At 59.6% G+C, this 25797-nt stretch carries 24 protein-coding genes; 7 read left to right on the top strand and 17 right to left on the bottom strand.

The window, feature by feature from the left end; all coding sequences use genetic code 11:
- The first annotated feature begins 54 nt into the window (after nt 1-54).
- The 4 genes from PFAS1_RS10030 to PFAS1_RS10045 all read left to right on the top strand — a co-directional run bounded on the left by PFAS1_RS10030 (nt 55) and on the right by PFAS1_RS10045 (nt 3434).
- Nucleotides 55-864, top strand: a complete 810-nt coding sequence (locus tag PFAS1_RS10030) for a MetQ/NlpA family ABC transporter substrate-binding protein (protein WP_076029058.1) — start codon at nt 55-57, stop codon at nt 862-864.
- A 2-nt stretch (nt 865-866) separates the two neighbouring features.
- Nucleotides 867-1988, top strand: coding sequence for a methionine ABC transporter ATP-binding protein (locus tag PFAS1_RS10035; RefSeq protein ID WP_076029059.1), 1122 nt, complete (start codon nt 867-869; stop codon nt 1986-1988).
- Nucleotides 1978-2622 (top strand): methionine ABC transporter permease, encoded by a 645-nt coding sequence (locus tag PFAS1_RS10040; RefSeq protein WP_076029060.1) that lies wholly within the window; start codon nt 1978-1980, stop codon nt 2620-2622. The genes PFAS1_RS10035 and PFAS1_RS10040 overlap by 11 nt, the downstream gene beginning before the upstream one ends.
- Nucleotides 2623-2807: 185 nt before the next feature.
- Nucleotides 2808-3434, top strand: coding sequence for a class I SAM-dependent methyltransferase (locus tag PFAS1_RS10045; protein ID WP_076031513.1), 627 nt, complete (start codon nt 2808-2810; stop codon nt 3432-3434).
- Nucleotides 3435-3542: 108 nt separating this feature from the next.
- On the opposite strand, the gene PFAS1_RS10050 is transcribed toward PFAS1_RS10045, so the two are convergent.
- Genes PFAS1_RS10050 through PFAS1_RS10060 form a run of 3 tightly spaced genes read right to left on the bottom strand, consistent with a single transcriptional unit; the run spans nt 3543 to nt 8760 of the window.
- A complete protein-coding gene (locus PFAS1_RS10050; RefSeq protein WP_076029061.1) occupies nt 3543-6596 on the bottom strand; it encodes an efflux RND transporter permease subunit in 3054 nt (1017 codons plus the stop codon).
- Nucleotides 6593-7660 (bottom strand): efflux RND transporter periplasmic adaptor subunit, encoded by a 1068-nt coding sequence (locus PFAS1_RS10055; RefSeq protein ID WP_074872509.1) that lies wholly within the window; start codon nt 7658-7660, stop codon nt 6593-6595. The genes PFAS1_RS10050 and PFAS1_RS10055 overlap by 4 nt, the downstream gene beginning before the upstream one ends.
- Nucleotides 7657-8760 carry an efflux RND transporter periplasmic adaptor subunit gene (locus PFAS1_RS10060; RefSeq protein ID WP_076029062.1) on the bottom strand — a complete coding sequence of 368 codons (1104 nt, stop codon included), beginning with the start codon at nt 8758-8760 and terminating at the stop codon, nt 7657-7659. The genes PFAS1_RS10055 and PFAS1_RS10060 overlap by 4 nt, the downstream gene beginning before the upstream one ends.
- Nucleotides 8761-8975: 215 nt before the next feature.
- Between PFAS1_RS10060 and PFAS1_RS10065 the strand changes: the two genes are divergently transcribed.
- Nucleotides 8976-10172, top strand: coding sequence for an AAA family ATPase (locus PFAS1_RS10065; protein ID WP_076029063.1), 1197 nt, complete (start codon nt 8976-8978; stop codon nt 10170-10172).
- Between the two features lie 574 nt (nt 10173-10746).
- On the opposite strand, the gene PFAS1_RS10070 is transcribed toward PFAS1_RS10065, so the two are convergent.
- The 4 genes from PFAS1_RS10070 to PFAS1_RS10085 form a co-directional block, all read right to left on the bottom strand.
- Nucleotides 10747-11529: a MetQ/NlpA family ABC transporter substrate-binding protein gene (locus PFAS1_RS10070; protein ID WP_074872503.1), complete on the bottom strand. Its 783-nt coding sequence runs from the start codon at nt 11527-11529 to the stop codon at nt 10747-10749.
- Nucleotides 11530-11783: 254 nt separating this feature from the next.
- Nucleotides 11784-12713: a sigma 54-interacting transcriptional regulator gene (locus PFAS1_RS10075; protein WP_076029064.1), complete on the bottom strand. Its 930-nt coding sequence runs from the start codon at nt 12711-12713 to the stop codon at nt 11784-11786.
- 71 nt (nt 12714-12784) lie between these two features.
- Nucleotides 12785-13366 (bottom strand): alpha/beta hydrolase, encoded by a 582-nt coding sequence (locus PFAS1_RS10080; protein ID WP_076029065.1) that lies wholly within the window; start codon nt 13364-13366, stop codon nt 12785-12787.
- Nucleotides 13367-13839: 473 nt separating this feature from the next.
- Nucleotides 13840-14913, bottom strand: a complete 1074-nt coding sequence (locus tag PFAS1_RS10085) for a fatty acid desaturase (protein ID WP_076029066.1) — start codon at nt 14911-14913, stop codon at nt 13840-13842.
- 100 nt (nt 14914-15013) lie between these two features.
- Between PFAS1_RS10085 and PFAS1_RS10090 the strand changes: the two genes are divergently transcribed.
- On the top strand, nt 15014-16018 hold the full coding sequence (locus PFAS1_RS10090; RefSeq protein WP_076029067.1) for an AraC family transcriptional regulator: 1005 nt from the start codon (nt 15014-15016) through the stop codon (nt 16016-16018).
- On the opposite strand, the gene PFAS1_RS10095 is transcribed toward PFAS1_RS10090, so the two are convergent.
- From PFAS1_RS10095 to PFAS1_RS10110, 4 genes are all read right to left on the bottom strand, one after another.
- Nucleotides 16019-17251 carry a type II toxin-antitoxin system HipA family toxin gene (locus PFAS1_RS10095; protein WP_076029068.1) on the bottom strand — a complete coding sequence of 411 codons (1233 nt, stop codon included), beginning with the start codon at nt 17249-17251 and terminating at the stop codon, nt 16019-16021.
- Entirely contained in the window at nt 17244-17492 is a 249-nt protein-coding gene (locus tag PFAS1_RS10100; RefSeq protein ID WP_074872489.1) for a helix-turn-helix domain-containing protein, read from the bottom strand. Before PFAS1_RS10100 ends, PFAS1_RS10095 begins: the two co-directional genes overlap by 8 nt.
- A gap of 110 nt (nt 17493-17602) precedes the next feature.
- A complete protein-coding gene (locus tag PFAS1_RS10105) occupies nt 17603-17968 on the bottom strand; it encodes a response regulator (protein ID WP_074872488.1) in 366 nt (121 codons plus the stop codon).
- Between the two features lie 70 nt (nt 17969-18038).
- On the bottom strand, nt 18039-18725 hold the full coding sequence (locus PFAS1_RS10110) for a Crp/Fnr family transcriptional regulator (RefSeq protein WP_076029069.1): 687 nt from the start codon (nt 18723-18725) through the stop codon (nt 18039-18041).
- A gap of 85 nt (nt 18726-18810) precedes the next feature.
- Between PFAS1_RS10110 and PFAS1_RS10115 the strand changes: the two genes are divergently transcribed.
- Complete coding sequence (locus PFAS1_RS10115; RefSeq protein ID WP_074872484.1) at nt 18811-19329, top strand: Mpo1 family 2-hydroxy fatty acid dioxygenase; 519 nt, start codon at nt 18811-18813, stop codon at nt 19327-19329.
- A gap of 131 nt (nt 19330-19460) precedes the next feature.
- Here PFAS1_RS10115 and PFAS1_RS10120 read toward each other — a convergent pair whose 3' ends face one another.
- The 6 genes from PFAS1_RS10120 to dibA form a co-directional block, all read right to left on the bottom strand.
- A complete protein-coding gene (locus PFAS1_RS10120) occupies nt 19461-20450 on the bottom strand; it encodes a sulfate/molybdate ABC transporter ATP-binding protein (RefSeq protein WP_076029070.1) in 990 nt (329 codons plus the stop codon).
- 3 nt (nt 20451-20453) lie between these two features.
- A complete protein-coding gene (gene cysW, locus PFAS1_RS10125) occupies nt 20454-21323 on the bottom strand; it encodes a sulfate ABC transporter permease subunit CysW (protein ID WP_007899636.1) in 870 nt (289 codons plus the stop codon).
- A gap of 12 nt (nt 21324-21335) precedes the next feature.
- Entirely contained in the window at nt 21336-22154 is an 819-nt protein-coding gene (cysT, locus tag PFAS1_RS10130) for a sulfate ABC transporter permease subunit CysT (RefSeq protein ID WP_007899634.1), read from the bottom strand.
- Between the two features lie 208 nt (nt 22155-22362).
- A complete protein-coding gene (locus tag PFAS1_RS10135; protein WP_076029071.1) occupies nt 22363-23376 on the bottom strand; it encodes a sulfate ABC transporter substrate-binding protein in 1014 nt (337 codons plus the stop codon).
- 70 nt (nt 23377-23446) lie between these two features.
- Nucleotides 23447-23629, bottom strand: a complete 183-nt coding sequence (oscA, locus tag PFAS1_RS10140) for a sulfur starvation response protein OscA (RefSeq protein ID WP_007941032.1) — start codon at nt 23627-23629, stop codon at nt 23447-23449.
- 242 nt (nt 23630-23871) lie between these two features.
- Entirely contained in the window at nt 23872-25797 is a 1926-nt protein-coding gene (gene dibA, locus PFAS1_RS10145; RefSeq protein ID WP_076029072.1) for a phosphodiesterase DibA, read from the bottom strand.

Raw genomic sequence — 25797 nt, forward strand, 5'->3', positions numbered from 1 at the left:
CGGAGCGTGGGAACGATCGCCAATCCAATCCAATGCACTGACTGGAAAATCATCATGACCAAAAAACTATTCAGCCACCCAGTCAAAGCACTGGCCTTGGCCCTCGGCCTTTTCAGCTCCATCACCTTCGCCGCCGACGCGCCGCTGAAAGTCGGCACCACCGCCGCTTTCGCCATTCCCCTGGAAGCCGCCGTCGAGGAAGCCAGGAAACAAGGCCTGCAAGTCGACCTGGTGGAGTTCAGTGACTGGATCGCGCCCAACGTTAGCCTCGCCGCCGGCGACATCGACGTGAACTACTTCCAGCACGTCCCGTTCCTGGAAAACGCCAAGGCCGCCGCCGGTTTTGACCTGGTGCCGTTCGCACCGGGGATCATCAACAACGTCGGCCTCTACTCAAAGAAATACAAAAGCTTCGACGAACTGCCGGAAGGCGCCAGCGTGGCGATCGCCAACGACCCGATCAACAGCGGTCGTGGCTTGCAACTGTTGGCCAAGGCCGGGCTGATCACCCTAAAACCGGGTGTCGGCTACAAGGCCACCGAAGAAGACATCATCGCCAATCCGAAGAAGATCAAAATCCTTCAGGTCGAAGCCGTGCAACTGGTGCGCGCCTATGACGACGCCGATCTGGTCCAGGGTTACCCGGCCTACATCCGTTTGTCGAAGACCTTCGATGCCAGCTCCGCCCTGCTGTTCGACGGCCTCGATCACAAGGAATACGTGATCCAGTTCGTGATCCAGCCGAAAAGCAAAACCGACCCGCGCCTGATCAAATTCGTCGACATCTACCAGCATTCGCCGGCCGTTCGTGCAGCGCTGGATAAAGCCCACGGCAAGCTCTACCAAGCCGGTTGGGAAAGCTGAATATGACGGCAGCCACGCAACTGCGACTGGAGATTCCAGAGCTCAAAAACGCTGAACAAACGGAACTGCACCCGAACCTGAACCGTGCTCACGTGCGCTTCATTGGCCTGGGCAAAACCTACGACGGCCAGCAAGGTCCGGTCGCGGCGCTGCACGGCATCGACCTGGCGATCCAGCGCGGCGAGGTGTTCGGCATCATCGGTCGTAGCGGCGCCGGCAAGTCGTCGCTGATCCGCACCATCAACCGCCTGGAACAACCGAGCACGGGGCGCGTGCTGATCGATCAGGTCGACATCGGCGAGTTCGATGAAGACCGCCTGGTGGCGCTGCGTCGGCGCATTGGCATGATCTTCCAGCACTTCAACCTGATGTCGGCCAAGACAGTTTGGCAGAACGTCGAATTGCCGCTGAAAGTCGCCGGTGTGCCGAAGGAAAAACGCCAGCAGAAAGTCCGCGAATTGCTGGAACTGGTAGGTCTGCAAGAGAAACACAAGGCCTACCCGGCGCAGCTGTCCGGCGGGCAGAAACAGCGCGTCGGCATCGCCCGCGCCCTGGTGCATGACCCGGCGATTCTGCTGTGCGACGAAGCCACTTCGGCACTGGACCCGGAAACCACGCAATCGATCCTCGGCCTGCTGCGCGAGATCAACCAGCGCCTGGGCCTGACCATCGTGCTGATCACCCACGAGATGGCGGTGATTCGCGATATCTGTGATCGGGTCGTGGTGCTGGAACACGGACGAATCGTCGAACAAGGGCCGGTCTGGGAAGTCTTCGGCAACCCGCAGCACGAGGTCAGCAAAACCTTGCTGGCGCCGTTGCAACACGGTTTGCCGGAAGAACTGCAAAGCCGCTTGCAGGCACATCCACAGTCCTCGGATGCCGCTGTTGTGCTGCGTTTGCAGTTCACCGGCAGCGCCAGCGACGAGCCTGACCTGGCCGCGTTGTTCAGTGCCCTCGGCGGTCGCGTGCGCTTGCTGCAAGGTGGCGTGGAACGGATTCAGGGCCATGCCCTCGGGCAACTGCTGCTGGCGGTGGCCGGTTCGTCCCTCGGCGCAGAGGAATTGCGTCAGCGCGCCGGCAACTGGGCGCAACAGGTGGAGGTGCTGGGTTATGTGGTTTGATCGCTTGCTGCAAGGCTTCATCGACACCTTCCTGATGGTCGGCGTGTCGTCATTGATCGCACTGCTGGCGGGCATTCCGCTGGCGGTGATCCTGGTCACCAGCTCCAAGGGCGGCATCTACGAAGCACCGGCGCTGAACCGCGCGCTGGGCGCGTTCGTGAACCTGTTCCGTTCGATCCCGTTTCTGATTTTGATGGTGGCGCTGATTCCGTTTACCCGGTTGATCGTCGGCACCACGTACGGCGTTTGGGCCGCCGTGGTGCCGCTGACCATTGCCGCCACGCCGTTCTTTGCGCGCATTGCCGAAGTCAGTTTGCGTGAGGTGGATCACGGGTTGATCGAAGCGGCGCAGGCGATGGGTTGCCGACGCGGGCATATCGTTTGGCATGTGTTGTTGCCCGAGGCGCTGCCGGGAATTGTTGGCGGTTTCACGATTACGCTGGTGACGATGATCAACTCGTCGGCCATGGCCGGGGCGATTGGTGCCGGTGGGTTGGGCGATATCGCCTATCGATACGGGTATCAACGCTTTGATAGCCAGATCATGTTGACGGTGATTGTGTTGCTGGTGGTGTTGGTGGCAGCAATTCAGTTGGGCGGGGATCGGTTGGCGCGGGGTTTGAACAAGCGCTGAGTCTTGCTCAAGTCATTGGTTGTCAGCGATACCGCTTTCGCGAGCAAGCCCGCTCCCACATTCGACCGCGTTGCCCGGGCGGACGCGATCAAATGTGGGAGCGGGCTTGCTCGCGAATGACTGCGAAGCAGTCACCGACCTCATGGCGTATATTCGGCAAATCCCAATTGCCTGCGCAGCCGACCATGAAACAGACCCCCACCGACCTCGAGCAGATCACCTCCACCACCCTGGGCCATTACAACTCGGTGGCTGAAAGTTTTCGCGAAGGGACGCGCGATCATGATGTCAGCCAGAACATCGATGCGCTGTTGCGGCATATTCAGGGTGAGGCGCCGTTCGACATCCTCGATTTTGGCTGCGGGCCGGGTCGTGATTTGCAAACCTTCACGCGCATGGGCCACACCGCCGTAGGGCTTGATGGTTCGGAGAAGTTTGCGCAGATGGCCCGACAGGACAGCGGCTGTGAGGTCTGGCAGCAGGATTTCCTGAAGCTGGATTTACCGGCCGAACGCTTTGACGGGATCTTTGCCAATGCGGTGCTGTTTCATATTCCGCGCCAGGAACTGCCTCGGGTATTGAAGGAGTTGCGCGGGGCCTTGAAGCCGGGTGGCGTGCTGTTCAGTTCCAACCCGCGTGGCGAGAATCAGGAAGGCTGGAACGGGCCGCGTTATGGGGCGTACCACGATCTTGAGACGTGGCAGCAATTGCTGACGGCGGCGGGGTTTGTGGAGCTGGAGCATTACTACCGGCCGGCGGGGCTGCCGCGGGAGCAGCAGCCTTGGCTGGCGAGTGTCTGGCGTAAGGCCTAGACACTGATCGTTCCCACGCTCCGCGTGGGAATGCAGCCCGTGACGCTCCGCGTCACTGGACGCGGAGCGTCCCTAGAGGCATTCCCACGCGGAGCGTGGGAACGATCATTACGCAGCGCCTTTTTTCGGTTCGCGGATTTTGTACCAGGCCACATAAAGCGCCGGCAAAAACAGCAACGTCAGCAACGTCGCAATAACAATCCCGCCAATCATCGCGTAGGCCATCGGCCCCCAGAACACTTCCCGTGCGATCGGAATCATCCCCAGGCTCGCCGCCGCTGCGGTCAACAGAATCGGCCGGCGACGATGCTCCGTGGCTTGCACCACCGCATCCCACGGTGCATGGCCGTCCTTCTCCAGGGCTTCGATCTGCGTCACCAGAATCACCGAGTTGCGGATGATGATGCCGATCAGCGCCAGAATCCCCAGGATCGCCACAAAGCCCATCGGCGTGCCCGTCGGGATCAGCGCCAGCACCACGCCGATCAAGCCGAGCGGTGCGACGCTGGCCACCAGGAACAGCTTCTGCACGCTGTGCAACTGGATCATCAGGAAGGTCGCCATCAAAAACAGCATCAACGGCACAACCTTGGCAATCGGCCCCTGGGCCTTGGCGCTTTCCTCGACGGTGCCGCCCGTGGCGACCTTGTAGCCCACCGGCAGACTGGCGGCGAATTTATCGATGTCGGGTTGGAGTTGTTTCACCAGGTCGGTCGGCTGAATTTCATCACGCACCGCCGCCTTGATGGTGATGGTCGGTTTGCGGTCGCGGCGCCAGACCAGCGGCTGCTCAAGTTCATAGCGCACGGAAGCGAACGCCAGCAGCGGAATCGACGTGCCGCCCGGCGTGACGATCTGCAGGTTCTGCAGGGTTTCCGGAGTGCCGCGCTCGGCGTCTACCGCACGCCCCACCACGTTGATCAGGTAGATATCGTCATCGACCTGAGTCACCGGCGCACCGACCACAATGCTGTTCATCAGGTTGGCCACGTCTTCCGACGACAGCCCCAATTGCCGCGCCTTGTCCTGCGCGATGTCGATGCGCAGGACTTTGCCCGGTTCGTTCCAGTCGTAAATGATCTCGCCGATGTGGGTGTTTTTATCCAGTTCGGTGGCCAGGGCGATAGCGTGCTTGCGCACCTGATCGATGTCCTTGCCGCTGACCCGGTACTGAATCGGCCGACCTACCGGCGGGCCCATTTCCAGCGCCTGGACGTAGCTGCCGACACCGACAAAATCCTTGCGCAGGCGCTCGCGCAAGCGTTGGCTCAGCGCGTTACGCGATTCCAGCCCTTTGCTGACGATCACCAATTGCGCGTAGTACGGGTTCTGCAATTGCTGGTCGAGGGGCAGGTAAAAACGGATCGCACCTTCGCCGATGTAGGTGCTCCAGCGCACGATGTCCGGGTCGTCCTTGAGCGTCGCTTCGAGTTTGTCCACAGCCTTGCGGGTTTCGGCAATCGAGGCGTTTTGCGGCAGGTTCAGGTCGACGAGGATTTCCGGGCGATCCGAGGACGGGAAGAACTGGTTCTGCACAAACTGCATGGAAAACACCGACGCCACGAACAGCGCGATCGTGATGCCGATCGCCCACCAACGATTGCGCATGGCCCAGAGCATGCCGTAATTGAACGCCCGACCGATGCGCCCCGGTTCCGCGTCGTGAGGTTTCACATTGGCGCTGAGGATGTGCACGCCGATCACCGGGGCGAACAGCACCGCGACAACCCACGACACGATCATGGCCACCGCGATCACCGCGAACAGGGTGAAGGTGTACTCGCCGGCCGAGCTGGCGTTCAGGCCGATGGGCACGAAACCGGCCACCGTCACCAACGTACCGGTGAGCATCGGGAACGCGGTCGAGGTGTAGGCGAACGTAGCGGCCTGCTCCTTGGTATCGCCCAGTTCCAGGCGCGTGACCATCATCTCGACGGTGATCATCGCGTCATCCACCAGCAGGCCGAGGGCGATGATCAACGCGCCGAGGGAAATCCGCTGCATGGTGATGCCGCTGTATTCCATGAAGACGAAGACCATCGCCAGCACCAGCGGAATCGAACACGCCACCACCAGCCCGGCACGGACGCCGAGGCTGATGAAGCTGACGATCAGCACGATCACCACCGCTTCGAACAGCGCGCTGGTAAAGCCGCCGACGGCTTTTTCCACCACTTCGGCCTGGTCGGAAACGTTGTGCACGCCGACGCCCACCGGCAGGTCGGCGGTCAGGTCGTTCATGCGCTGGTGCAGCGCGCTGCCGAACACCTGGATGTTGCCGCCCTTCTTCATCGCAATGGCGAGGCCGATGGCTGGTTGGCCGTTGAAGCGGAATTCCGGCGTTGACGGATCGACGTAACCACGGCTGATCTCGGCGACGTCGGCCAAGCGGTAGAAACGGTCGTTGAGCCGCAGGTTGACGTTTTCCAGGTCTTTCTCGGAGGCGAACTGCCCGGTCGTGCGCACGGAAATACGCTCGGGACCGGCCTCGATCACACCGGCCGGGGTCACCGCGTTTTGCGATTGCAGGCTCTGCACCACCTGACGCTGATCGATGCCCAGCGCCGCGAGTTTGCGGGTGGAGAAGTTCAGGTAGAGGACTTCATCCTGTTCGCCGACCATCTCGACCTTGCCCAGCCCCGGTACTTCGCGGATCTCGGCGCGGACTTGCTCGACGTAATCGCGCAATTGGCGCATCGACAAACCGTCAGCGGTGAAGGCGTACACCGAGCCGAACACATCACCGAATTCATCGTTGAATCCCGGCCCTTGCAGGCCTTGGGGGAAGTCGCCGCGAATGTCGTTGATCTTCTTGCGCACCTGGTACCAGATTTCCGGGATGTCCTTGGCGCTGGTGGTATCACGCAAATTAACGAAGACCGTCGACTCGCCGGGGCGGGTGTAGCTTTTCACGTAGTCGAGCGAGTCGAGCTCTTCGAGTTTTTTCTCGATCCGGTCAGTGACCTGCTTGAGGGTTTCTTCCTGGGTCGCGCCCGGCCAGCGGGTCTGGATCACCATGGTTTTGATGGTGAACGACGGGTCTTCCTCGCGTCCCAGGTTCAGGTACGAGAACACGCCCATCAGCAGCGCGACGAACATCAAATACCAGACAAACGACTGATGCTTGAGGGCCCATTCGGATAAGTTGAAACTCCCTTTCATTGCGGGCTGTCCTCATCGATTTTTACTTTCTGCCCCGGTTTCAGGCTGTTCACGCCGGCACTGACCACTCGCTCGCCGGACTTCACGCCGTTGGCCAGCACCATCGTTGAGCCAGTGCGGCTGATCAGGCTGACGTCTCGCGGAGAAACGGTTTGGGTCTGCGGGTCGACGACCCAGATCCGCGGTTTTCCATCGACTTCCTGGAGCGCGGTCAGGGGCAGTTCGATACGCGGTTTGATCGCGGAGCTGAGGGTCACGCTGATGGCTGTGCCCAGGCGAAAACCCGGTGGGGTGTCGGTCAATGTCAGGCGGGCGCGACGGGTGCGGGTCGCGCTTTGCGCCTGGGGCTCGATTTCGCGAATGATCGCGGTGCTGGTGATGCTCGGGTCGAGTTGGGCGGCAACCTGAAACACCACGTCATTCGGCAACTGGTCGACCAGGGTGTCCGGCAGGTCGATCACCGCTTCCTTGATGTTCGGCTGCGCCAGGGTCACCACTTGCTGGCCGGCGCTGACGACTTGCCCGGCTTCGGCGTTCCACGCGGTGACGATGGCTTGGTGATCGGCGCGAAGTTCGACGTAGTTGAGCTGGTCCTTGGCCTGATCGACCGCAGCCTTCGCTTGATCGAGGGAGGCCTGGGTGGTTTTGAGGTCTGTCTGTGCGATGTCGAGTTGCGCCTGGGCGCCCACGCCGCGATCGAACAACTCTTGCTGACGCCGGGCGTTGGCCTGGGCGTTGATGAGTTGCGCCTGGACATTGGCCAGATCACCCTGGGCGGAGCGCAACTGGTTCTGCTGATCGGTGGGGTCGAGGGTTGCGAGTAACGCCCCCTGATCGACTTCGGCACCGACATCCACATGACGGCTGGCGATACGCCCTGACACCCGGAAGCCGACATTGCTTTCATACCGGGCCTGGATGCTGCCGGCGAAGCGGCCCAGGCTTTCTTCGTCCAGGGACTGGACCTTGATGGACAACACCGGACGCACAGGCTCCGGCGGCGATTCCTTTTCCGAGCAGGCCACCAGCATCACACCGGCGCATACCAGTAACAGACGCTTCATGGCTGGGCTCCCGCGGCTAAATCCTTAGAGGTGTCTTCGGCGATTTCCACCTTCACGCCAGGGTGCAGCAACTGGCCGCCGGCAATGACCACTTTTTCACCGCCCTTCAGGCCGGCGCTGACGATCACTTTGCCCGTCAAGTAGCGGCCGACCGTGACGTTGTGCAGCTGTGCCTTGCCCTCGCCGTCCACCAGCCACACCGCCGGCTCGCTGAGATTTTTGGTCAGTGCCGACCAGGGCAGTTCGACCGCCGACTTGCCTGGCGTCTGGGCCGTGGCACTCACCACCGAACCGAGCTGCATGCCTTCCGGTAGTCCTTTGAGCGTGACTTTGACCTGCACCGTGCCAGTCTGCGCGGAGACGGCCGGGGTGATTTCCCGAACGGTGCCGGTGGTTTTCACCTCAGGTTTGTCGATCAGGCTGACGACCACCGTTTTCCCCTCTGGTGGCTCTGTCAGCAGCGATTCGTAGACGTTGAACACGGCGTCGCGCTCACCGTCCCTGGCCAGGCTGAAAATCGGCACGGTGGCCTGCACCACTTGGCCGACTTCGGCCTGCCGCGCGGTAATCACCCCCGGCGCGTCGGCGACCAACGCGGTGTAGCCCAGTTGTTCCCGGGCGTTGGCCAGTTGCGCCTGGGCAGCCGTCAGGGCGCTTTGGCTGCTGCGCAAGGCGGCTTGGGCGGAATCGTATTCACTTTGGCTGGTATAGCCCTTGGGCAGGAGTTTTTGCTGGCGAACGAAGGCGGCGGCGGTCTGTTTGACTCGGGCCTGCTCGGCAACAACTTGCGCCTGGGCCGAGTCGACGCTGGTTTGCAGGTCCTTGGGATCGAGCCTGGCCAGAACCTGTTTAGCCGAAACCCGGTCACCGACATCGACTGTACGCTGGATGATCTTGCCGCCCACGCGGAACGACAGATCGGTCTGGACCCGCGCCTGAACATCACCGGTCAGGGTCACTGTCGCCGCGTAATCCGCAGGTTTTACTTCTTGAACGAATACCCGCGGACGGTCCTTTTCGACCGGTTTTTCATCGCCACAGGCGCTCAGCAGAACAAGGAGGCTCAGGCCAACCACTGTTTTCAATCCGGGACCCACTATGCAGACTCCTTTGCGTTGTACGAACGTGCAGATGGCGATACGACTGTGAGCTTAGAACAGGGTTCCACGTCCGCACGAGCAATCCTTATACTCCCTCTCGATTGTTCCCACGCTCTGCGTGGTAACACCGCCATGGACGCTCCGCGTCCGCTGTGACGCGGAGCGTCACCGGATGCATTCCCACGCAGAGCGTGGGAACGATCAGTGAGAGAGTAATGCTCAAAACCCTTGCGGTGGCCAATTACCGCTCGATCAATAAATTGGTGATTCCTCTGGGTCGGTTGAACCTGATCACCGGTCCGAATGGCAGCGGCAAATCCAACCTCTACCGCGCGTTGCGCCTGCTGGCGGAAACCGCTCAGGGCGGCGTGGTCAATGCGCTGGCCCGCGAGGGTGGGCTGGATTCGACATTCTGGGCCGGCCCGGAAAACATCAGCCGGCGAATGCGTAATGGCGAAGTCCCGATCGAGGCGAGCGTACGACACGGTGCCAAACGCCTGCGACTGGGGTTTGCCGGTGAGGACTTCGGATACTCGATCAGCCTCGGACTACCCGACTCCAACGGCCACTTCATGCTCCCCGGACACAGTTCACCCATTGCGTCACGTTTCAGCCTTGACCCGCAAATCAAACGCGAATGCGTCTGGGCCGGGCCGTTTTATCGTCCGGCGAGCCTGCTGGTGGATCGCGACGGACCTATGATCCGCGCCCGAGCCAATCGCAGCTGGGAGGTGCTGGCCCAGCACACACCGACTTTTGACAGCCTGTTCGACCAGGTCGGCAGCTTGCGTACTTCGCCGGAAGTTCTGCAAATGCGCGAGTTTATCCGGCGCTGGCGCTTCTACGATCACTTTCGCAGTGACGCCGATGCCCCCGTGCGCCAACCACAACTCGGCACCCGCACGCCGGTGCTGCACCACGACGGTCGCGACCTGGCGGCAGCCTTGCAGACCATCATCGAAATCGGCGACCCCGAGGCGCTGTGGGCGGCCATCAGCGACGCCTTCCCCGGCGCGAGACTGAACATCGAATCGCTGCCCGGTGGACGCTTTGCCATCGAGTTTTATCAGGAAGGCTTGTTGAGGCCCTTGTCGGCGGCCGAGTTGTCGGACGGGACGTTGCGCTATTTGCTGCTGGTCGCGGCGCTGCTGACACCTCGGCCGCCGACGCTGATGGTGTTGAACGAGCCGGAGACCAGTTTGCACCCGGACCTGTTGCCGGCGTTGGCGCGGTTGATTATTTGCGCATCCGAGCAGTGTCAGGTGTGGGTGGTTTCGCATGCACGGCGGTTGATCTCGGCGTTGCAGGAGGACCCGGAGTGCAATTGCATTGTGCTGGAGAAAAACCTGGGCCAGACCGGGATTGTCGGGCAGCGGATGCTGGATGAGCCCGCGTGGTATTGGCCGGACTGAGGTACACAGATCGTTCCCACGCTCTGCGTGGTAATGCAGCCCGTGACGCTCCGCGTCACTGGACGCGGAGCGTCCCTAGAGGCATTCCCACGCGGAGCGTGGGAACGATCATGATCAGCGTCTGACACGCTCCCACAGTTGACCGGGTTGTCTCGGCCAAAAAACTGTCCTGCGCATTTGCCGGGGCAACGGAAGACGACTATTTTTCTTTGCGCTGTAGGAAGGATCTTTTTTTCAGAGTCCCCCTCCAAGGATGCACAGCTTTTGGTCAGACTCCCCCGGCCAAACCATCACAAGGAAGAGAAAATGGCTGACGTAAAAGTGCCACAGCGGCTGGATCCGCAGGACATCGTAAAGTTGTTGATGGCGTTGCGCAGGGCGTTGAAGGCGCGGGTGGCCTAAGACGATCGTTCCCACGCTCTGCGTGGGAATGCCTCAACGGACGCTCCGCGTTCGGCTCTCGATGGGACGCGGAGCGTCCCGGGCTGCATTCCCACGCGGAGCGTGGGAACGATCACGCCGACGCTGTATCAGCCGTCGGCGTTTGAAACCTTGAAGGGGTTTGCCTCGCGAATCAGAACGCCGGCAATACCGCGCCGCTGTACTTCTTCTCGATGAATGCTTTCACTTCAGGACTGGTTAACGCCTTGGCCAGTTTCTGGATGGCTACGCTGTCCTTGTTGTCCGGACGAGCCACCAGGAAGTTCACGTAAGGCGAATCTGCGCCTTCGATTATCAGCGCGTCTTTAGCCGGGTTCAGACCTGCTTCCAGCGCGTAGTTGGTATTGATCATGTCCAGGTCGACCTGGTCCAGAACACGCGGCAGCATGGCCGACTCCAGTTCCTTGAACTTGAAATTGTGCGGGTTCTTGGCGATGTCTTTCGGTGTAGCCAAGGCGTTTTTCGGGTCTTTCAACTCGATCAGGCCAGCCTTCTGCAACAGGATCAAGGCACGGCCGCTATTGCTGCCTTCGTTCGGGATCGCGATGGTTGCGCCGTCTTTCAGCTCAGCCAGGGTTTTGACTTTCTTCGAGTAGCCGCCGAAGGGTTCGACGTGCACGCCGATCACAGTCACCAGGTTAGTGCCTTTGCCTTCGTTGAAGCTTTTCAGGTACGGCAGGGTCTGGAAGTAGTTGGCGTCCAGACGCTTCTGGTCAACCTGCACGTTCGGCTGAACGTAGTCGGTGAAGACTTTGATTTCCAGGTCCACGCCTTCTTTGGCGAGGGTTGGCTTGATCAGCTCCAGAATCTCGGCGTGTGGAACCGGGGTCGCCGCCACTACCAGTTTCTCGCCAGCCTGGGCCAGGCCCGCGGTCAGGGCAGCCGCCAATGCGGTGAACAACAGAACCTTTTTCATGCAGTGTCCTTATCGAAAATCACGGTCGTCATCGACGACGGCTTGTTTAGTACGAGTGCCAGTGAAGTGCTATCGCTGGCGAGACGCGGACAATACCGGGATTTTTTATTCCCGAACAATATCTTTTATTCACTTTCATATTCCATTTTGTTCATACAGCTCTAACTTACGCCTCTACCCGTAGGAGCAAAGCTTGCTCGCGATTCTGGCGACGCGGTCTGTCTGGAAAACCCTATCGCGGGCAAGCCTTGCTCCTACAAAAGCGCGGTGTTTTTGAGGAGTTGTTTGAGGGCTTCTTTCTCGGCGGCGGAGCCGTTGCCGAGGATTTTTTTGAAATGCTGTTCGATCTGAAGCAGCGATAGCGATGCCTCGGGCAAATTCAAATGCTCCGGCAAAATCTCCTCACCGGTACTGACCAGCAACGCAAAGTGAATGACGTTTTCCAACTCCCGGGTATTACCCGGCCAACTGTGTTGCTCTAACAAATGCTGCGCGGCTTCGCTGATCAGCGGCACCGGCAGGCCCAGACGCTGGCTATAGATGCCGAGGAAATATTCGGACAGCGAAAGAATATCCCCCACCCGTTCGCGCAAGGCCGGCAGTTCGAGCTGGCCTTCGCTGAGGTAGTGGTAGAGCCGCTCATGAAATTTGCCGGCGGCCACCGCTTGGGCCAGGTCAATGCTGGTTGCCGCCACCAAGCGCACGTCCACCGGGCTTGGTTGGTGAGCGCCGACACGGGTGACTTCGTGGTTTTCCAGCGCCGCGAGCAATTTTGTCTGGATCGGTAGGGGCAAGTCGCCGATCTCATCCAGATAGAGCGTCCCGCCATTGGCAGAACCGAACCAGCCGGCGCGGCTGCTGGCCGAACCGCTGTAACTGCCAGCGGCATACCCGAACAATTCCGCATCGGCGTAAGTCGGGCTGATCGCGCCGCAGTTGACCGAGACGAACAACCCGCCGCGATCACTCTCACGATGGATGTGCCGCGCAAGCAACTCCTTGCCGCTGCCGGTTTCGCCACGGATCAACACCGAGATCGAGCGCGGCGCCAATAGCTCCAGCTCCTGGCGTAATTGACGCGAACGCGAATCGACAAACACCAGCGCCTTGGCGCGAATGCTCAGGGGACTTTTTTCTGCATCGGGGAAGGTCAGCAGCGGCTGACCGAAGGCTTCAAAACTCATGGCAGACTCCCGCCCAAAACCGCCGGGAGACGGGGGCGTTGTTTAAAAAACAAAAGCAAAAAAGAAAAGGTTCAAGCGCGGCGCAGGGCGTGGTGTTCCATTCGGTTTTGCAGGCGATAGAGATAGGCAAAACCCTGCTCCCAGCGTTGGTGACCGGACTTCACGTTGATGTGCCCGGCACCCGACAAAATCCCCGCTTCGGCACCCCAGTTGCGCGCCAGTTCCATCGCACGCGGCGCGCTGACGGCGCTGTCGTTGTCGGAGCTGACAACCTGGCTCGGGAATGGCAGAAGGTGGGTTGGAATCGGTGCGAAATTGCGCAGAGCCGGTGCGCAGGCCGGACGCTCGACGTCCGCCGGGGCGACCAGCAAGGCGCCGCGTACCTGACGCAAAAACTGCGCGGGCGCCGTGGCCGCCCAATGCGCGACAGTGATGCAACCCAGGCTATGGGCGATCAGGATCACCGGCGTGCTGTCGGCGGCAATCGCCTCAGCCAGCGCCGCGACCCAGTCTTCACGGCGCGGCGTCAGCCAGTCGGCCTGCTCCACCCGTGCGCTGTTCGGCAGGCTGTTCTGCCAATGGCTTTGCCAATGATCTTCTGGCGATCCTTGCCAGCCCGGCACAATCAGGTAGCGAATTGATTCGTTGCGCATGGGGGAACTCTCCTGCTGCGTGTCTGTTCCTGAGCGAGTATAGGGAGGAGAGTTATATTCGTTAAGGAATAAGAAGCTATTTATTAAGATCCATATGGAATATTAACTCTCCACTGATCGTTCCCATGCTCCGCGTGGGAATGCCTCAACGGACGCTCCGCGTTCGGCTCTTGATGGGACGCAGAGCGTCCCGGGCTGCTTTCCCACGCAGGAGTGTGGGAACGATCACTTTACTGAAGACAAAAAAAGGGACCGCACCCTGCCAAGGAGACGGCCCCGGAAACTCAACATTTGATAGCGCGATGATTGGCCCGAAAGGGTTATCCGATAAAGGAATATTTAATTCCTTTGTTAGATCCAAAACACATATACCCATCAGCACCAAACACCCCTGCTTGCGTCATAACGTATCGCCCTTTTGGGTCAGATTGATGACGGCCGCCTTTGCCGTTTTGAGTTTCCGGACACATCGATCAAGCCTGAGCGGCACGCACCTCCTGTGCCTCTGTTGCTTGCATGCGCACAAACCGGTTCGCCCGCCCAAACGTCCCGAAATCATTGAACCGCACGCCCATCTCACGCATCACTTTATGCGCCACCGGCACCGTCATCTGGCGGATGTAAAACGGTTCCTTCACCACAAAATGATGAATCCCGTGACTGCTGCCGAAGTTGAAGCAGAACGCCTGCAACGGCCACATCCACCAAGGGTTCAGCACCTGGGTCTGCTGGATGACATTGCCCGGCTCCAAGTCACCGTAGTAGTGCATGTTCGAGCTGACGAAATGCAGACAAAAAGTACGCAACACGTTCGGGCCGATGATCACCACGGCCGCGATGTCGATCACCTGCATCACCGCCAAAGTAGTCGCCGACCATTCGATGGGCGCCCCGAGCAGATGCGCGATGCCGTTAGCGGTGTGAAAACCGAGGAACACGTACCAGGCTCCCCAATGCGCCAACGCCAGCGGTGCGTAAACCTTCAGAAAACGTTTGATGATGCTGAATTTATGCGCCCAAGTCCTGGCCCGCAGCATACGGATGAAGGCCGACATCACGTTGTCGCCGACCATCAACAGCCGCGCGAAACCCCAGGGTTCGCCGTTGGTGATCGCCCGTTCTTCCATGTCGGCTTCGGTGCCGGAGACCTTGTGGTGATTGAGGTGCAGATGCCGGCGAATCCACGGATTGATCGTGCTCGGCCGCGCCAGCCACACCAGGCCCATCATCAGGTTGTGCGGTACGCGCTGTTTGCGGAAGTACATGCTATGAATCAGGTCGTGTTCCAGCTCGTGAGTCAGCGAGGCAAAAAATGCGTTGAGCAACAGGCACGCCCACCACGCCATCTGCCCGGTCATGTAGAGCGTCGCCGAGCCGATCATGCCGGCCAGGGCCAACGTCAGAATAGTCGCGCCGATAGCGTCCTGATGATTGAGTATCGGGTAGCGCTGACGCAGTTCGACCCCCTTGGCCAGCACCACTTGGCGAATATGCGCTGATCGCTGAGCGGCATTCAGTCGCTGGGGACTTGCAGAAGTACCGTGCATGCTTCCATCCTCTGGTTATTGATGTTCGCATCCTGCCTTGTGAACCCTCGCAACGCGGTAGCCGTGAACGCCAACCTGTTGACCGGAAGCGCCAATCAGCATGACTGAACCGACCTCCCTCGCCAGCTGGACCCGTGCCCTGCGCAAGCAACTCGATGCGTTGGGCCTCGACAGCACCGCCCTGTGCCAACAGGCGGGGCTCGACCCGCAACTGATGGACGACCCGAACGCCCGTTACCCGTTGTCGGGCACCACGCGGCTGTGGGAAATCGCAGTGCAGGTCAGCGGCGACCCGGCGATTGGTTTGCGGGTATCGCGCTTCGTCAGCCCCACCACGTTTCACGCCCTCGGTTATGCGCTGGTGGCCAGCGGCAGCCTGCGAGAAGTGTTCGAGCGCATCGTGCGTTACCACCAGGTGGTCAGCGATGCCCTGGACCTGGAACTGACTCGCACCGAGGACCGCTACCGCTTCCGCCTGAAAATCCCGCCAGGCAATCCGGCCCCGGCCTTCGAAGCCATCGACGCCTTCACAGCGATTTACGTTCGCACCTGCCGCAATCGCCTGGGCCGCGATTACGCCCCGTTGGCGGTGTACCTGCGTCGCCCGGAGCCGGCAGACCCGCATCAATGGCACAAGGTCTTCCGCTCGCCGGTGTATTTCAACGCCGATGAAGATCGATTGGAGTTCGCTCTGCTGGATTTCGACAGCCACCTGGACGACGCCAACCCGGAACTGGCCGAGCACAACGAAACCGTGCTCAAACGCACCCTCGCGCAACTCAAACCCCTGACCTGGGAACGCAAGGTGCGCGACGCCATCGAGGAGCAATTGCCGGAAGGCGAGCCCAGCGCCGAACACATCGCCCAGGCTTTGCACCTGAGTTTGCGCAGTCTGCAACGGCATCTGGCGGACGAGGGTTGTCGGTTCGATACGCTGCTCAACGAGAGTCGCGAGAACCTGGCGCTGCTGCATCTGCGCGACCCGCAATGCTCATTGAGCGAGATCAGCTATCTGCTGGGATTTGCCGACACGAGCAGCTTCAGCCGCGCATTCAAGCGCTGGACGGGGATGACGCCGGGGCAGTTTCGGGATGGGTTGCGGTAATCAGCTTTTGACCAAGCTGCGGACTACACCTGATTCCCACTGCTCGATCATCGCTTCGCCAACCATGGCAAAGGCGCCATTTCCCCTGATGTAATCAACCATTTCCGCCTTCGCGACATCAATTCCATGAGCGACTTGCTGCAGCAGTTCATTGCACCGTCCCTCGGTCAGGTTGCAAGCCGACCGACCAAAACGCATCAACATTTTGTATTTGGGCCACGCCTTTGAACCGCCTAACAGCAACGCCATGCTGTCTGCCTTGATGTAGACCGAAGTCGTGACGATGTCATAGGCCGGAGCCAGTCTGATTTGCGCATCAGCCCCGCAATGTTCGTACAGCACACCGAAGTTCTTGAGGTGAGCATCGCCATTCTTCAGAGCGGACGACAACGCCACTATTTTGAAAAAAGACTCCAGGGCGTCATTGAGCAATGGCGGGGAGACAAACTCCTTGATCTGCCTCGCAGCACCTTCGTACGAACCATCGTATTTGGCCTTCGAAGGCCAGGCATTGAGCACGCAGAAATCCTCAAAGCCCAGATAACCTCTTTCATTCAGATCGAAACGTTCGACGACCAGAAACTTACCGTGATCGCTCAGTTCGAAAACCGGCACTTCAAGACCCGAATGCCGTGCAGCCCTCATGCAGAAGTATTCGTTGGCAGCGAGCTCTGGGTACTCCTCTGGCCGAAACGATTTGACCAGATGCGTTGCCCCTCGATGGGTCAATCGGTCGACAGTGGTTGCACTGTCACGGATAAGCACCTTCGGCTGCACCCCGGAAACGCCCGAATACTGGCCATAGGTGTGCAGCAAATCTTCGAACAAACCTTGCGCACCGTCATGAACCAGCAGATCGGCGAGACTGGTTTCAGGTAGCCGGTCACTTGCGTCTTGCGCGTTTTTAATCCCCACTCGCCCAAGCTGGTGCGGGCCAACGATCGCCAGCATCGCGAAATCGTCAAACCCTCGAATCACTTTGCTGAAGCGACGAGTCAATTCATCGCGCAGAGAACCTTCCGGTAGATTCATTTCAAAAACCGGCGGTACACCTCGCTCCCACGTGTAGCTCTCGAGGCGAGCGGGCATGGTCAACGAGACCGCGTTTTCTTCCAGCGCGTCTTCGGCGTAGGCAAACACTGAATCAATGCGAGACTGACCACGGCCGAGGGTTCCGACCGTTGTGCCGGAAACACTGATGTGCAGCCGGTCCTTTTCCTGCTGCTCACCCATGGAAGTTCACCTTTTTGAGGGTGTCCAGTGTAGGACGCGTCGACCGCCGCGGCACGGCCGTCAGTTCGTACCCGAAGCCATTGAGGATCGCTTCAACCTTGCGCAGGCCAATTTCGGAAATGGTGTTGTTCTCGATACCCGAAATCGTGGAACGGCTCATGCCGTACTGCTTGGCCAGGTCTTGTTGAGACAACTTTCGTTCTTTGCGCAGCAACCTGATCAATTCGCCGAGGTTTTCCATTCCACCCACCCGCACCCTATACAGTGCATATTTACTGAAATTACCTATTTGCATTGTATTTAATGCATGAACAAGTCGAAGTCTAGCTCATTGATTGATCGGAACCGGTCTCAGCGCCCCCGATCCCGCCGCAACAACTTGCGCACCCGCTTCACCAGTTCACTCACGGCAAACGGCTTGAGCAGGTAATCATCTTCATGCAATTCCAGCCCGCGCAGCCGGTCTTCGATGCCGTCCTTGGTGGTGAGGAGGAGCACCGGCGTATCACCGAGCTTGCGGATCTGCTGCAGCAACTGCCAGCCATTGAGCCCGGGCAGCATCACGTCGAGGATGATCAGCTCGTATTCGCCAGACTCGATGAAACGACGGCCGTCCATGCCGTTGACGGCCACATCGACTGAGTAACTTGCCTCGTTCAGACCTTTAGCCAGGAGTTTGGCGGTCTCAGGTTCGTCTTCCACTAACAGCACACGCATGGCACACCTCGATTGTCGTCATCACAGGCTAGGCGCCTTCGCGTCCAAAGCCCACCACTAATGCCGGGTTTCAGATAATCGCCAACATTCGCAATCGTTGCGCATCCAGAATCTCGATCTCGCCATACTTGAGATTCAGTATTCCTTGCCCCTGCAAATCCTTGAGGAGCTGGTTGGTGGTCTGGCGCGACAACGACAACATCGACGCCAGTTGCTCCTGAGGCAATTGCAGAACACGGCGCGGCGGATCTATTTCGCCGTAACCCTCGGCGATCATCAGCAAGCGATGAGCCAGGCGCGCCGGGGCTGGCATCAGGCTGAGCTGTTCGAGGTTGATGAAAGTAAGGCGCAGTTTATGGCTCATCAGCAATGCCAGTTGCCGCCAGTAAACCGGTTGTTGGTCGAGCAACTTCAGCAGCGTCGCCTGCGGGATGTGCAACAGGCTGCACTGGCCAACGGCATAAGCATCGTGGGTTCGCGGCTGGCCATCGAACAGGCAGATTTCGCCGAACCAGTGCGGCGACTCCACCAGGCTCAGCAACGCCTCCTTGCCCTGTTCGCTCACCGCGCCAATGCGTACCGCCCCTTCAAGGACTGCATACAGCCCGCACGGCGGATCACCGCGTTTGAAGAGTAATTGCCCCGACGCCAGGCGCCGAACCCGGGCCACAGCCAGCAGACTATCCTTTAAGGGAACAGGTAAATGGCTGAACCACTGCCCCGTCTCCAGGCGCGAACGCCAAACCTGCATGCCCATGAAAACTCCTGGAAATTGTCGTCTGGCTGACAGAGCGAGAGATGAAACCCGGGGCATCATCCATCACCCTACAGGAGGAATAACAATGAAAAGCCTCGTTGACCATCTCAGTCAATACGCCGCCTACCACCGTGACCCGCGCAATATTGCCAGCCACTTTATCGGGATTCCGCTGATTGTAGTGGCGGTTGCGGTATTGCTGTCTCGGCCGCAATGGGGCGCAGGCTGGGTTTCGCCGGCGGTGCTGGTCGCGATGGCATCGGCGTGGTTTTACCTGCGCCTGGAGATTCGTCTCGGGCTGTTGATGACCGTGTTACTCGGTCTGTGCATTTGGGCGGGTCAGGTTCTTGCGCAGCAAAGCACGCTGGTCTGGCTGGCGAGCGGCATCGGGATGTTTGTGCTGGGGTGGGCGATTCAGTTTGTCGGACATCACTACGAAGGACGCAAACCGGCGTTTGTGGATGATGTGACCGGGTTGATTGTCGGGCCATTGTTTGTGGTGGTTGAGCTGGCGTTTTTGCTGGGGTTGCGGCGGGAGCTGAAAGAGCAGATCGAGGCGCGGGTGGGTGGTGTGCGTTTGCGTCAGAAAAACGCTGCGGCGTAAGACGCGATGCTTTTGATTGATCGTTCCCACGCTCTGCGTGGGAATGCATACCGTGACGCTCTGCGTCACTGGACGCGGAGCGTCCCATGAGGCATTCCCACGCAGAACGTGGGAACGATCAGCTGGAGGGGTTAAATATTGGCGAGTTTCTGCCAGACCTTTGGCTTGAAGAACAGCGTCTCGCCCTTCGCCAACCCGATCAGGCTGTCGTGATCTTTCACCACTTCAGCTTCGATCAATTCGCTCTGGCCTTCGACCTTCAGCGTCACCCGTGTCGTCGCGCCCAACGGGCGAATATCCCGCACCTCGGCCGCGTGGTGATCCTCCAGCTCGTGACGCGACAGCGACACTTCGTGTGGACGGAACAGCACATGGTTGTCATCACCCAGATGCAGCCGGTTCGAGTCACCCAGGAAGTGATAAACGAAATCGCTGGCCGGGTTTTCGTAGACGTCGCCCGGTGAGCCGATCTGCTCGATCACGCCCTTGTTCATCACCACGATGCGGTCGGCGACTTCCATCGCTTCTTCCTGGTCGTGCGTCACGAACACCGAGGTCAGGTTGATGTCTTCGTGCAGACGCGCGAGCCAGCGACGCAGTTCTTTACGGACCTTGGCGTCGAGGGCGCCGAAGGGTTCGTCGAGCAGCAGGACTTTCGGCTCCACCGCCAAGGCGCGAGCCAAGGCAATACGTTGGCGCTGACCGCCGGAAAGTTGTTCCGGATAACGATCCGACAGCCAATCCAGCTGCACCATGTTCAGCAGCTCGTGGACTTTCACCGCGATCTGGCTTTCGCTCGGGCGCTGGTTTTTCGGCTTCATGCGCAGGCCGAAAGCGACGTTGTCGAACACGGTCATGTGGCGGAATAGCGCGTAGTGCTGGAACACGAAACCGACGTTGCGATCACGCACATCGTGGCCGGAGACGTCTTCTCCGTGGAACACGATGTTGCCCTGATCCGGGGTTTCCAGACCGGCGATGATCCGCAGCAATGTGGTTTTACCGCAACCCGAGGGGCCCAGCAGCGCCACGAGTTCGCCGCTTTGAATGTCCAGGCTGATGTTGTCCAGCGCCTTGAACGCGTGAAAGTTCTTGCTGACGTTACGCACTTCGATCGACATGACTTATTCCTCCGCGGCGCTGGCGCGCAGGCGGTTAATACGGTTTTCGCTCCACTGCTTGAGCAGCAGGATGAAGAGCGCCAGGATCAGCAACAGGCTCGCCACGGCGAACGCGGCCACGTGGTTGTATTCGTTGTAGAGGATCTCGACGTGCAGCGGCAGGGTGTTGGTCACCCCGCGAATGTGCCCGGAAACCACCGACACCGCACCGAACTCACCCATGGCCCGCGCCGTACACAGCACCACGCCGTAGATCAGGCCCCATTTGATGTTGGGAACGGTGACGTGCCAGAACATCTGCCAGCCATTGGCCCCGAGCAGACGCGCGGCCTCTTCTTCCTGCGTGCCTTGTTCCTGCATCAGCGGGATCAGCTCGCGCGCCACGAACGGCACGGTGACGAAGATCGTCGCCAGCACGATGCCCGGCAAGGCAAAGACGATCTGGATGTCGTGGTCCTGCAGCCACGGCCCGAACAAGCCCTGAGCACCGAACATCAGCACGTAGACCAGACCGGCGATGACCGGCGACACCGAGAACGGCAGGTCGATCAGCGTGACCAGCATACTTTTGCCACGGAACGAGTACTTGCTCACGCACCATGCAGCGCTGACGCCGAACACCAGGTTCAGCGGCACCGAAATCAGCACGGCGATCACCGTGAGTTTCAGGGCCGACAACGCGTCGGGCTCGAAGATCGCGGTGAAGAACGCACCGATTCCGAGCTTCAGGCCCTGAGACACCACGATCACCAGCGGCAGTAACAGGAACAGGGCGAACACCAGCCAGCCGAGGCCGATCAAGATTCGCCGCGATGAAGCACTGCCACGGCGGGCGGCGTTCGAGGAAGCAGCAGCAATAGACGATTGGGACATTTCTGCGCCTCCTTATGGGGTTTCGATGCGCCGCTGCAGCAAGTTGATCAGCAGCAACAGGACGAAGGAAACCACCAGCATCAGTACACCAATGGACGTGGCGCCGGTGTAATCGTACTGGTCGAGCTTGACCATGATCAGCAGCGGCAGGATCTCGGTTTTCATCGGCATGTTACCGGCAATGAAAATCACTGAACCGTACTCGCCGACCCCGCGGGCAAAGGCCAGCGCGAAACCGGTCAGCCAGGCTGGCAACAGTGCAGGTACCAGAATATGGCGGAAAACCTGTAGTGGTTTTGCACCCAGGCACGCCGCCGCTTCTTCCACTTCACGAGGGATATCGGCCAATACTGGCTGTACGGTACGTACTACGAATGGAAGTGTCACAAAAGTGAGGGCAAGGGTGATGCCGAGGGGGGTATACGCGATCTTGAAGCCCAGGTCCGCTGCAAACTGACCCACCCAACCATTGGGCGCGTAGAGCGCAGTCAGCGCGATACCGGCCACGGCGGTGGGCAATGCGAAGGGTAAGTCGATCATCGCATCGATGACTTTGCGTCCAGGGAAGGTATAGCGCACCAGCACCCAGGCCAGCAGCGTGCCGATGATGCCGTTGATGATCGCGGCATAGAGCGCGGTGCCGAAGCTGAGCTTCAACGCCGCCAGCACCCGTGGCGCCGAGATAATCGCCCAGAACTGGTCCCAGGTAAGTTGAGCGGCATGCACGAACATCGCCGCCAGTGGAATGAGCACAATCAGGCTGAGGTACACCAAGGTGTAACCCAGCGTCAGCCCGAAGCCGGGTATGACGGGGGAGATACGACGCGACATAAAAGTCCTTGGTTGATAACGCGCTAAGCCCCGACGGTGAAATCGGGGCCTGTTTAGCCAATGCCAGCCACTTAAGCGCTAAACCTGTGTGGGAGCGGGCTTGCTCGCGAAGGCGGTGTCTCAGGCGACATCAAAGTTGACTGTGTCGCCGTCTTCGCGAGCAAGCCCGCTCCCACATGGATTGCACATTGGCAGGTCTATTTACAGGTTATTGCGCCTGGTAAATCTGGTCGAACACGCCACCGTCGTTGAAGAATTTCGGCTGAGCGGTTTTCCAGCCGCCGAAGTCCTTGTCGATGGTCACCAGGTCCAGTGTCGGGAACTGTTTGGCGTACTTGGCGGCGACATCCTTGTCACGTGGACGATAGAAGTTTTTTGCCGCAATTTCCTGGCCGGCCGGGCTGTAAAGGTGCTTGAGGTACGCTTCGGCGATCTCGGTGTTGCCCTTTTTCTCGGCATTCTTGTCGACCACGGCGACCGGAGGTTCGGCGAGGATCGACAACGAAGGCACGACAATGTCGAACTTGTCAGCACCGCCGTCTTCTTTCAGCGCCAGGAAGGCTTCGTTTTCCCAGGCCAGCAACACGTCGCCCTGACCGTTGTTGACGAAGGTAATGGTCGAACCGCGAGCACCGGTGTCCAGCACAGGAACGTGTTTGAACAGGGCTTGCACGTATTCCTTGGCTTTCGCTTCGTCACCGCCATTGGCTTTCAGGCCATAGGCCCACGCCGCGAGGAAGTTCCAGCGGGCGCCGCCGGAGGTTTTCGGGTTCGGGGTGATGACTTCCACGCCGTTCTTGATCAGGTCGCCCCAGTCCTTGATGCCCTTGGGGTTGCCCTTGCGCACCAGGAACACGATGGTCGAGGTGTAAGGCGTGCTCGCTTGCGGCAGACGCTGCTGCCAATCCGCCGGCAAGGTTTTGCCGAGCTTGGCGATTTCATCGATGTCACCGGCCAGGGCCAGGGTCACCACGTCGGCACGCAGACCGTCGATCACAGCTCGCCCCTGCTTGCCCGAACCACCGTGGGACTGCTGGATTTTCACGTTGTCGCCGGCATGATCTTTCTGCCAGAACTTGACGAATTCGGCGTTGTAGTCCTGATACAGCTCGCGAGTCGGGTCGTACGACACGTTGAGCAGTTCGTAATCCTTGGCAACCGCAGAACCAGCAAAAAGGGCGCTGGCCAGGGCGGCCAAAGCGAAATGACGAATCGACGACATGGTGAAAGCTCCTGGAATTCTGATTGTGTTGGCTTTTTCTTATGGTGTGCTGGTATCGGCTTGCCGGTTTTTAACTCGGTTTGTTGCCCGGGTTCTGCAACCGGAATTTCTCTTTGCGTTCAATCTGGACCACTTGGGCGTTATGCACGGTGATTTCCACTGCGCCAAAACGCAGATCGCGCAAGGCGCTCTGGATCTCACGCAAAATGGTTGCTTCGTCCTGGCCGTCAACGCTGCGTAGGGATGCGCTCATGATGCTGCTCCTTCAACTAGAGGTTGCCTGGCAGTGGCGGGACTGCTTGCGGCGTGAGGCCAATAGTAGATAAGCGCAGATATTCTTAAAAAGACTATTTAAGAATGTTTATATAACCAAAATATAGTTAACGGCTCGCTCCCACGCTCTGCGTGGGAATGCATCCTGTGACGCTCTGCGTCACGCTTGAGAAGGAACGCGGAACGTCCCGGGCGGCATTACCACGCAGAGCGTGGCAACGATCAGTGCTGGAGAATCTGTGGAGTCCGGTCCCAATCCAGCTGCTGCGCCGGCACCGGACGTCCAAACCAGTACCCCTGCCCCAGGTCGCAGCCGTGTTCGAGCAAAAAGCTCGCCTGCTCGACCTGCTCGATCCCCTCGGCATGAACCTGCATCCCCATGCTCTGGGCCAGCGCAATGATCACCCGCACAATCGCCGCGTCATCTTCATCCCATGGCAGCCCCGCCACGAAGCCCTGATCGATCTTGAGTTTCTGAACCGGCATCCGCTTGAGGCGCAGCAACGACGAATAGCCTGTACCAAAGTCATCGATGGCCAGCCGAACGCCTAGTTCACGCAATCTGTGCATCTGCTCCAGCGCGACTTCCGGATCATCCATCACAGCGCTCTCAGTGACTTCCAGCTCCAGACAGGCAGGGTCCAGCCCGGTTTCGTGCAGCACCTTCGCCACCTGCCCAAACAGCTCACGGCGGGCGAACAGCCGGGAAGAAACATTCACCGCGACAAACGACACCACCACCCCGGCCTGCTGCCACCGGCACATCTGCTCACACGCCTGGCGCATCACCCAGGCATCAATTTCGGCGATCAGACCGGTGCGCTCGGCAATGGGAATGAATTCTGCCGGCGACACCAACCCTCGCTGCGGATGCTCCCAGCGCACCAATGCCTCGACGCCGATCAGGCGGCTGGTCTTGAGGTCGTGAACCGGCTGGTAATAAACCCGCAACTCCTGCTGCTCCAGCGCACGGCGCAATTGGAATGCAGTCTCGACCCGTTGCTGGGCATGGGCGGTCAATTCTTCGGTATAGAGGGCGTAGCCGTTGCGGCCGGCACTCTTGGCCTTGAACAGTGCCGAGTCGGAGTTGCGCAACAGCTGCTCGGCGCTCAGGGCGTCACCGGGGAACAAGCTGATGCCGACGCTGATATTGACAAACAACTGATGCCCGTCGATCTGGAACGGTTCTCTGAGGCCATCGATGATCCGCTGAGCCAGCGCCGCCGCGTGCACCATTTGCGGACAGCTTTCAGCCAGCACCGCGAACTCGTCACCGCCAAGGCGCGCCAGGGTGATTCCCGGACCGACCATCGCGTTCAAACGCTCGGCCACACCCTTGAGCAACTGGTCGCCAATGCTATGCCCGAGGCTGTCGTTGATCATCTTGAAGTGATCAAGGTCGATCATCAGCAACGCGCAGCCGCGCTTGTGGGTCTGCGCCGAAGCCAGGGCCTGCTCGGTGCGGTCGGTAAACAGCAAGCGGTTGGGGAGGTCGGTCAGCGGATCGTAGTGAGCCAGACGTGTCAGCTCATGTTCGGAGTTCTTGATGGCGCTGATGTCGGAAAACACTGCAACGTAATGACTGGGCCGCCGTCGGTCGTCGTGAATGATGCGGATAGTCTGCCATTGCGGGTAAATCTCGCCGCTTTTGCGGCGGTTCCAGATTTCTCCGCTCCACTCGCCCGTGCTGTTGAGTGTCGCGAACATCGCTTGATAGAAAGCCGGCGGGTGATGGCCGGACTTGAACAGACTGGGTCGATGACCCAGCACTTCCTCACTCTGATAACCGGTGATTTGCATGAAGGCCCGGTTCACATGAACGATCAGGCCCTGACTATCAGTGACCAGCACCCCTTCACGGGTGCAATCGAAGACCGCCGCCGCCTGACGCAAGCGTTCACGGTCTTCAGTGCGCTCACGCAACTTGGCGCCGATTCCCAGGCAACGGAACAATCGCGCCCGAGCGAGAAAAATCAAACCGGCACTGAACACCACCCAGGCATAACCGTTGATCAGTTGCCAACGCATTAGCTCGGCAGAGCTATCGAAGAAACTGTTCAATAAATGGCCACTGAACTGCAGCCAACCGACAGAAACCAGAAGATAAAGCAGCGCTGCACGCAGAGCATCGCGGTAGGTAGCAGCCAT

Source organism: Pseudomonas frederiksbergensis (genome assembly GCF_001952935.1).
GTDB lineage: Bacteria > Pseudomonadota > Gammaproteobacteria > Pseudomonadales > Pseudomonadaceae > Aquipseudomonas > Aquipseudomonas frederiksbergensis.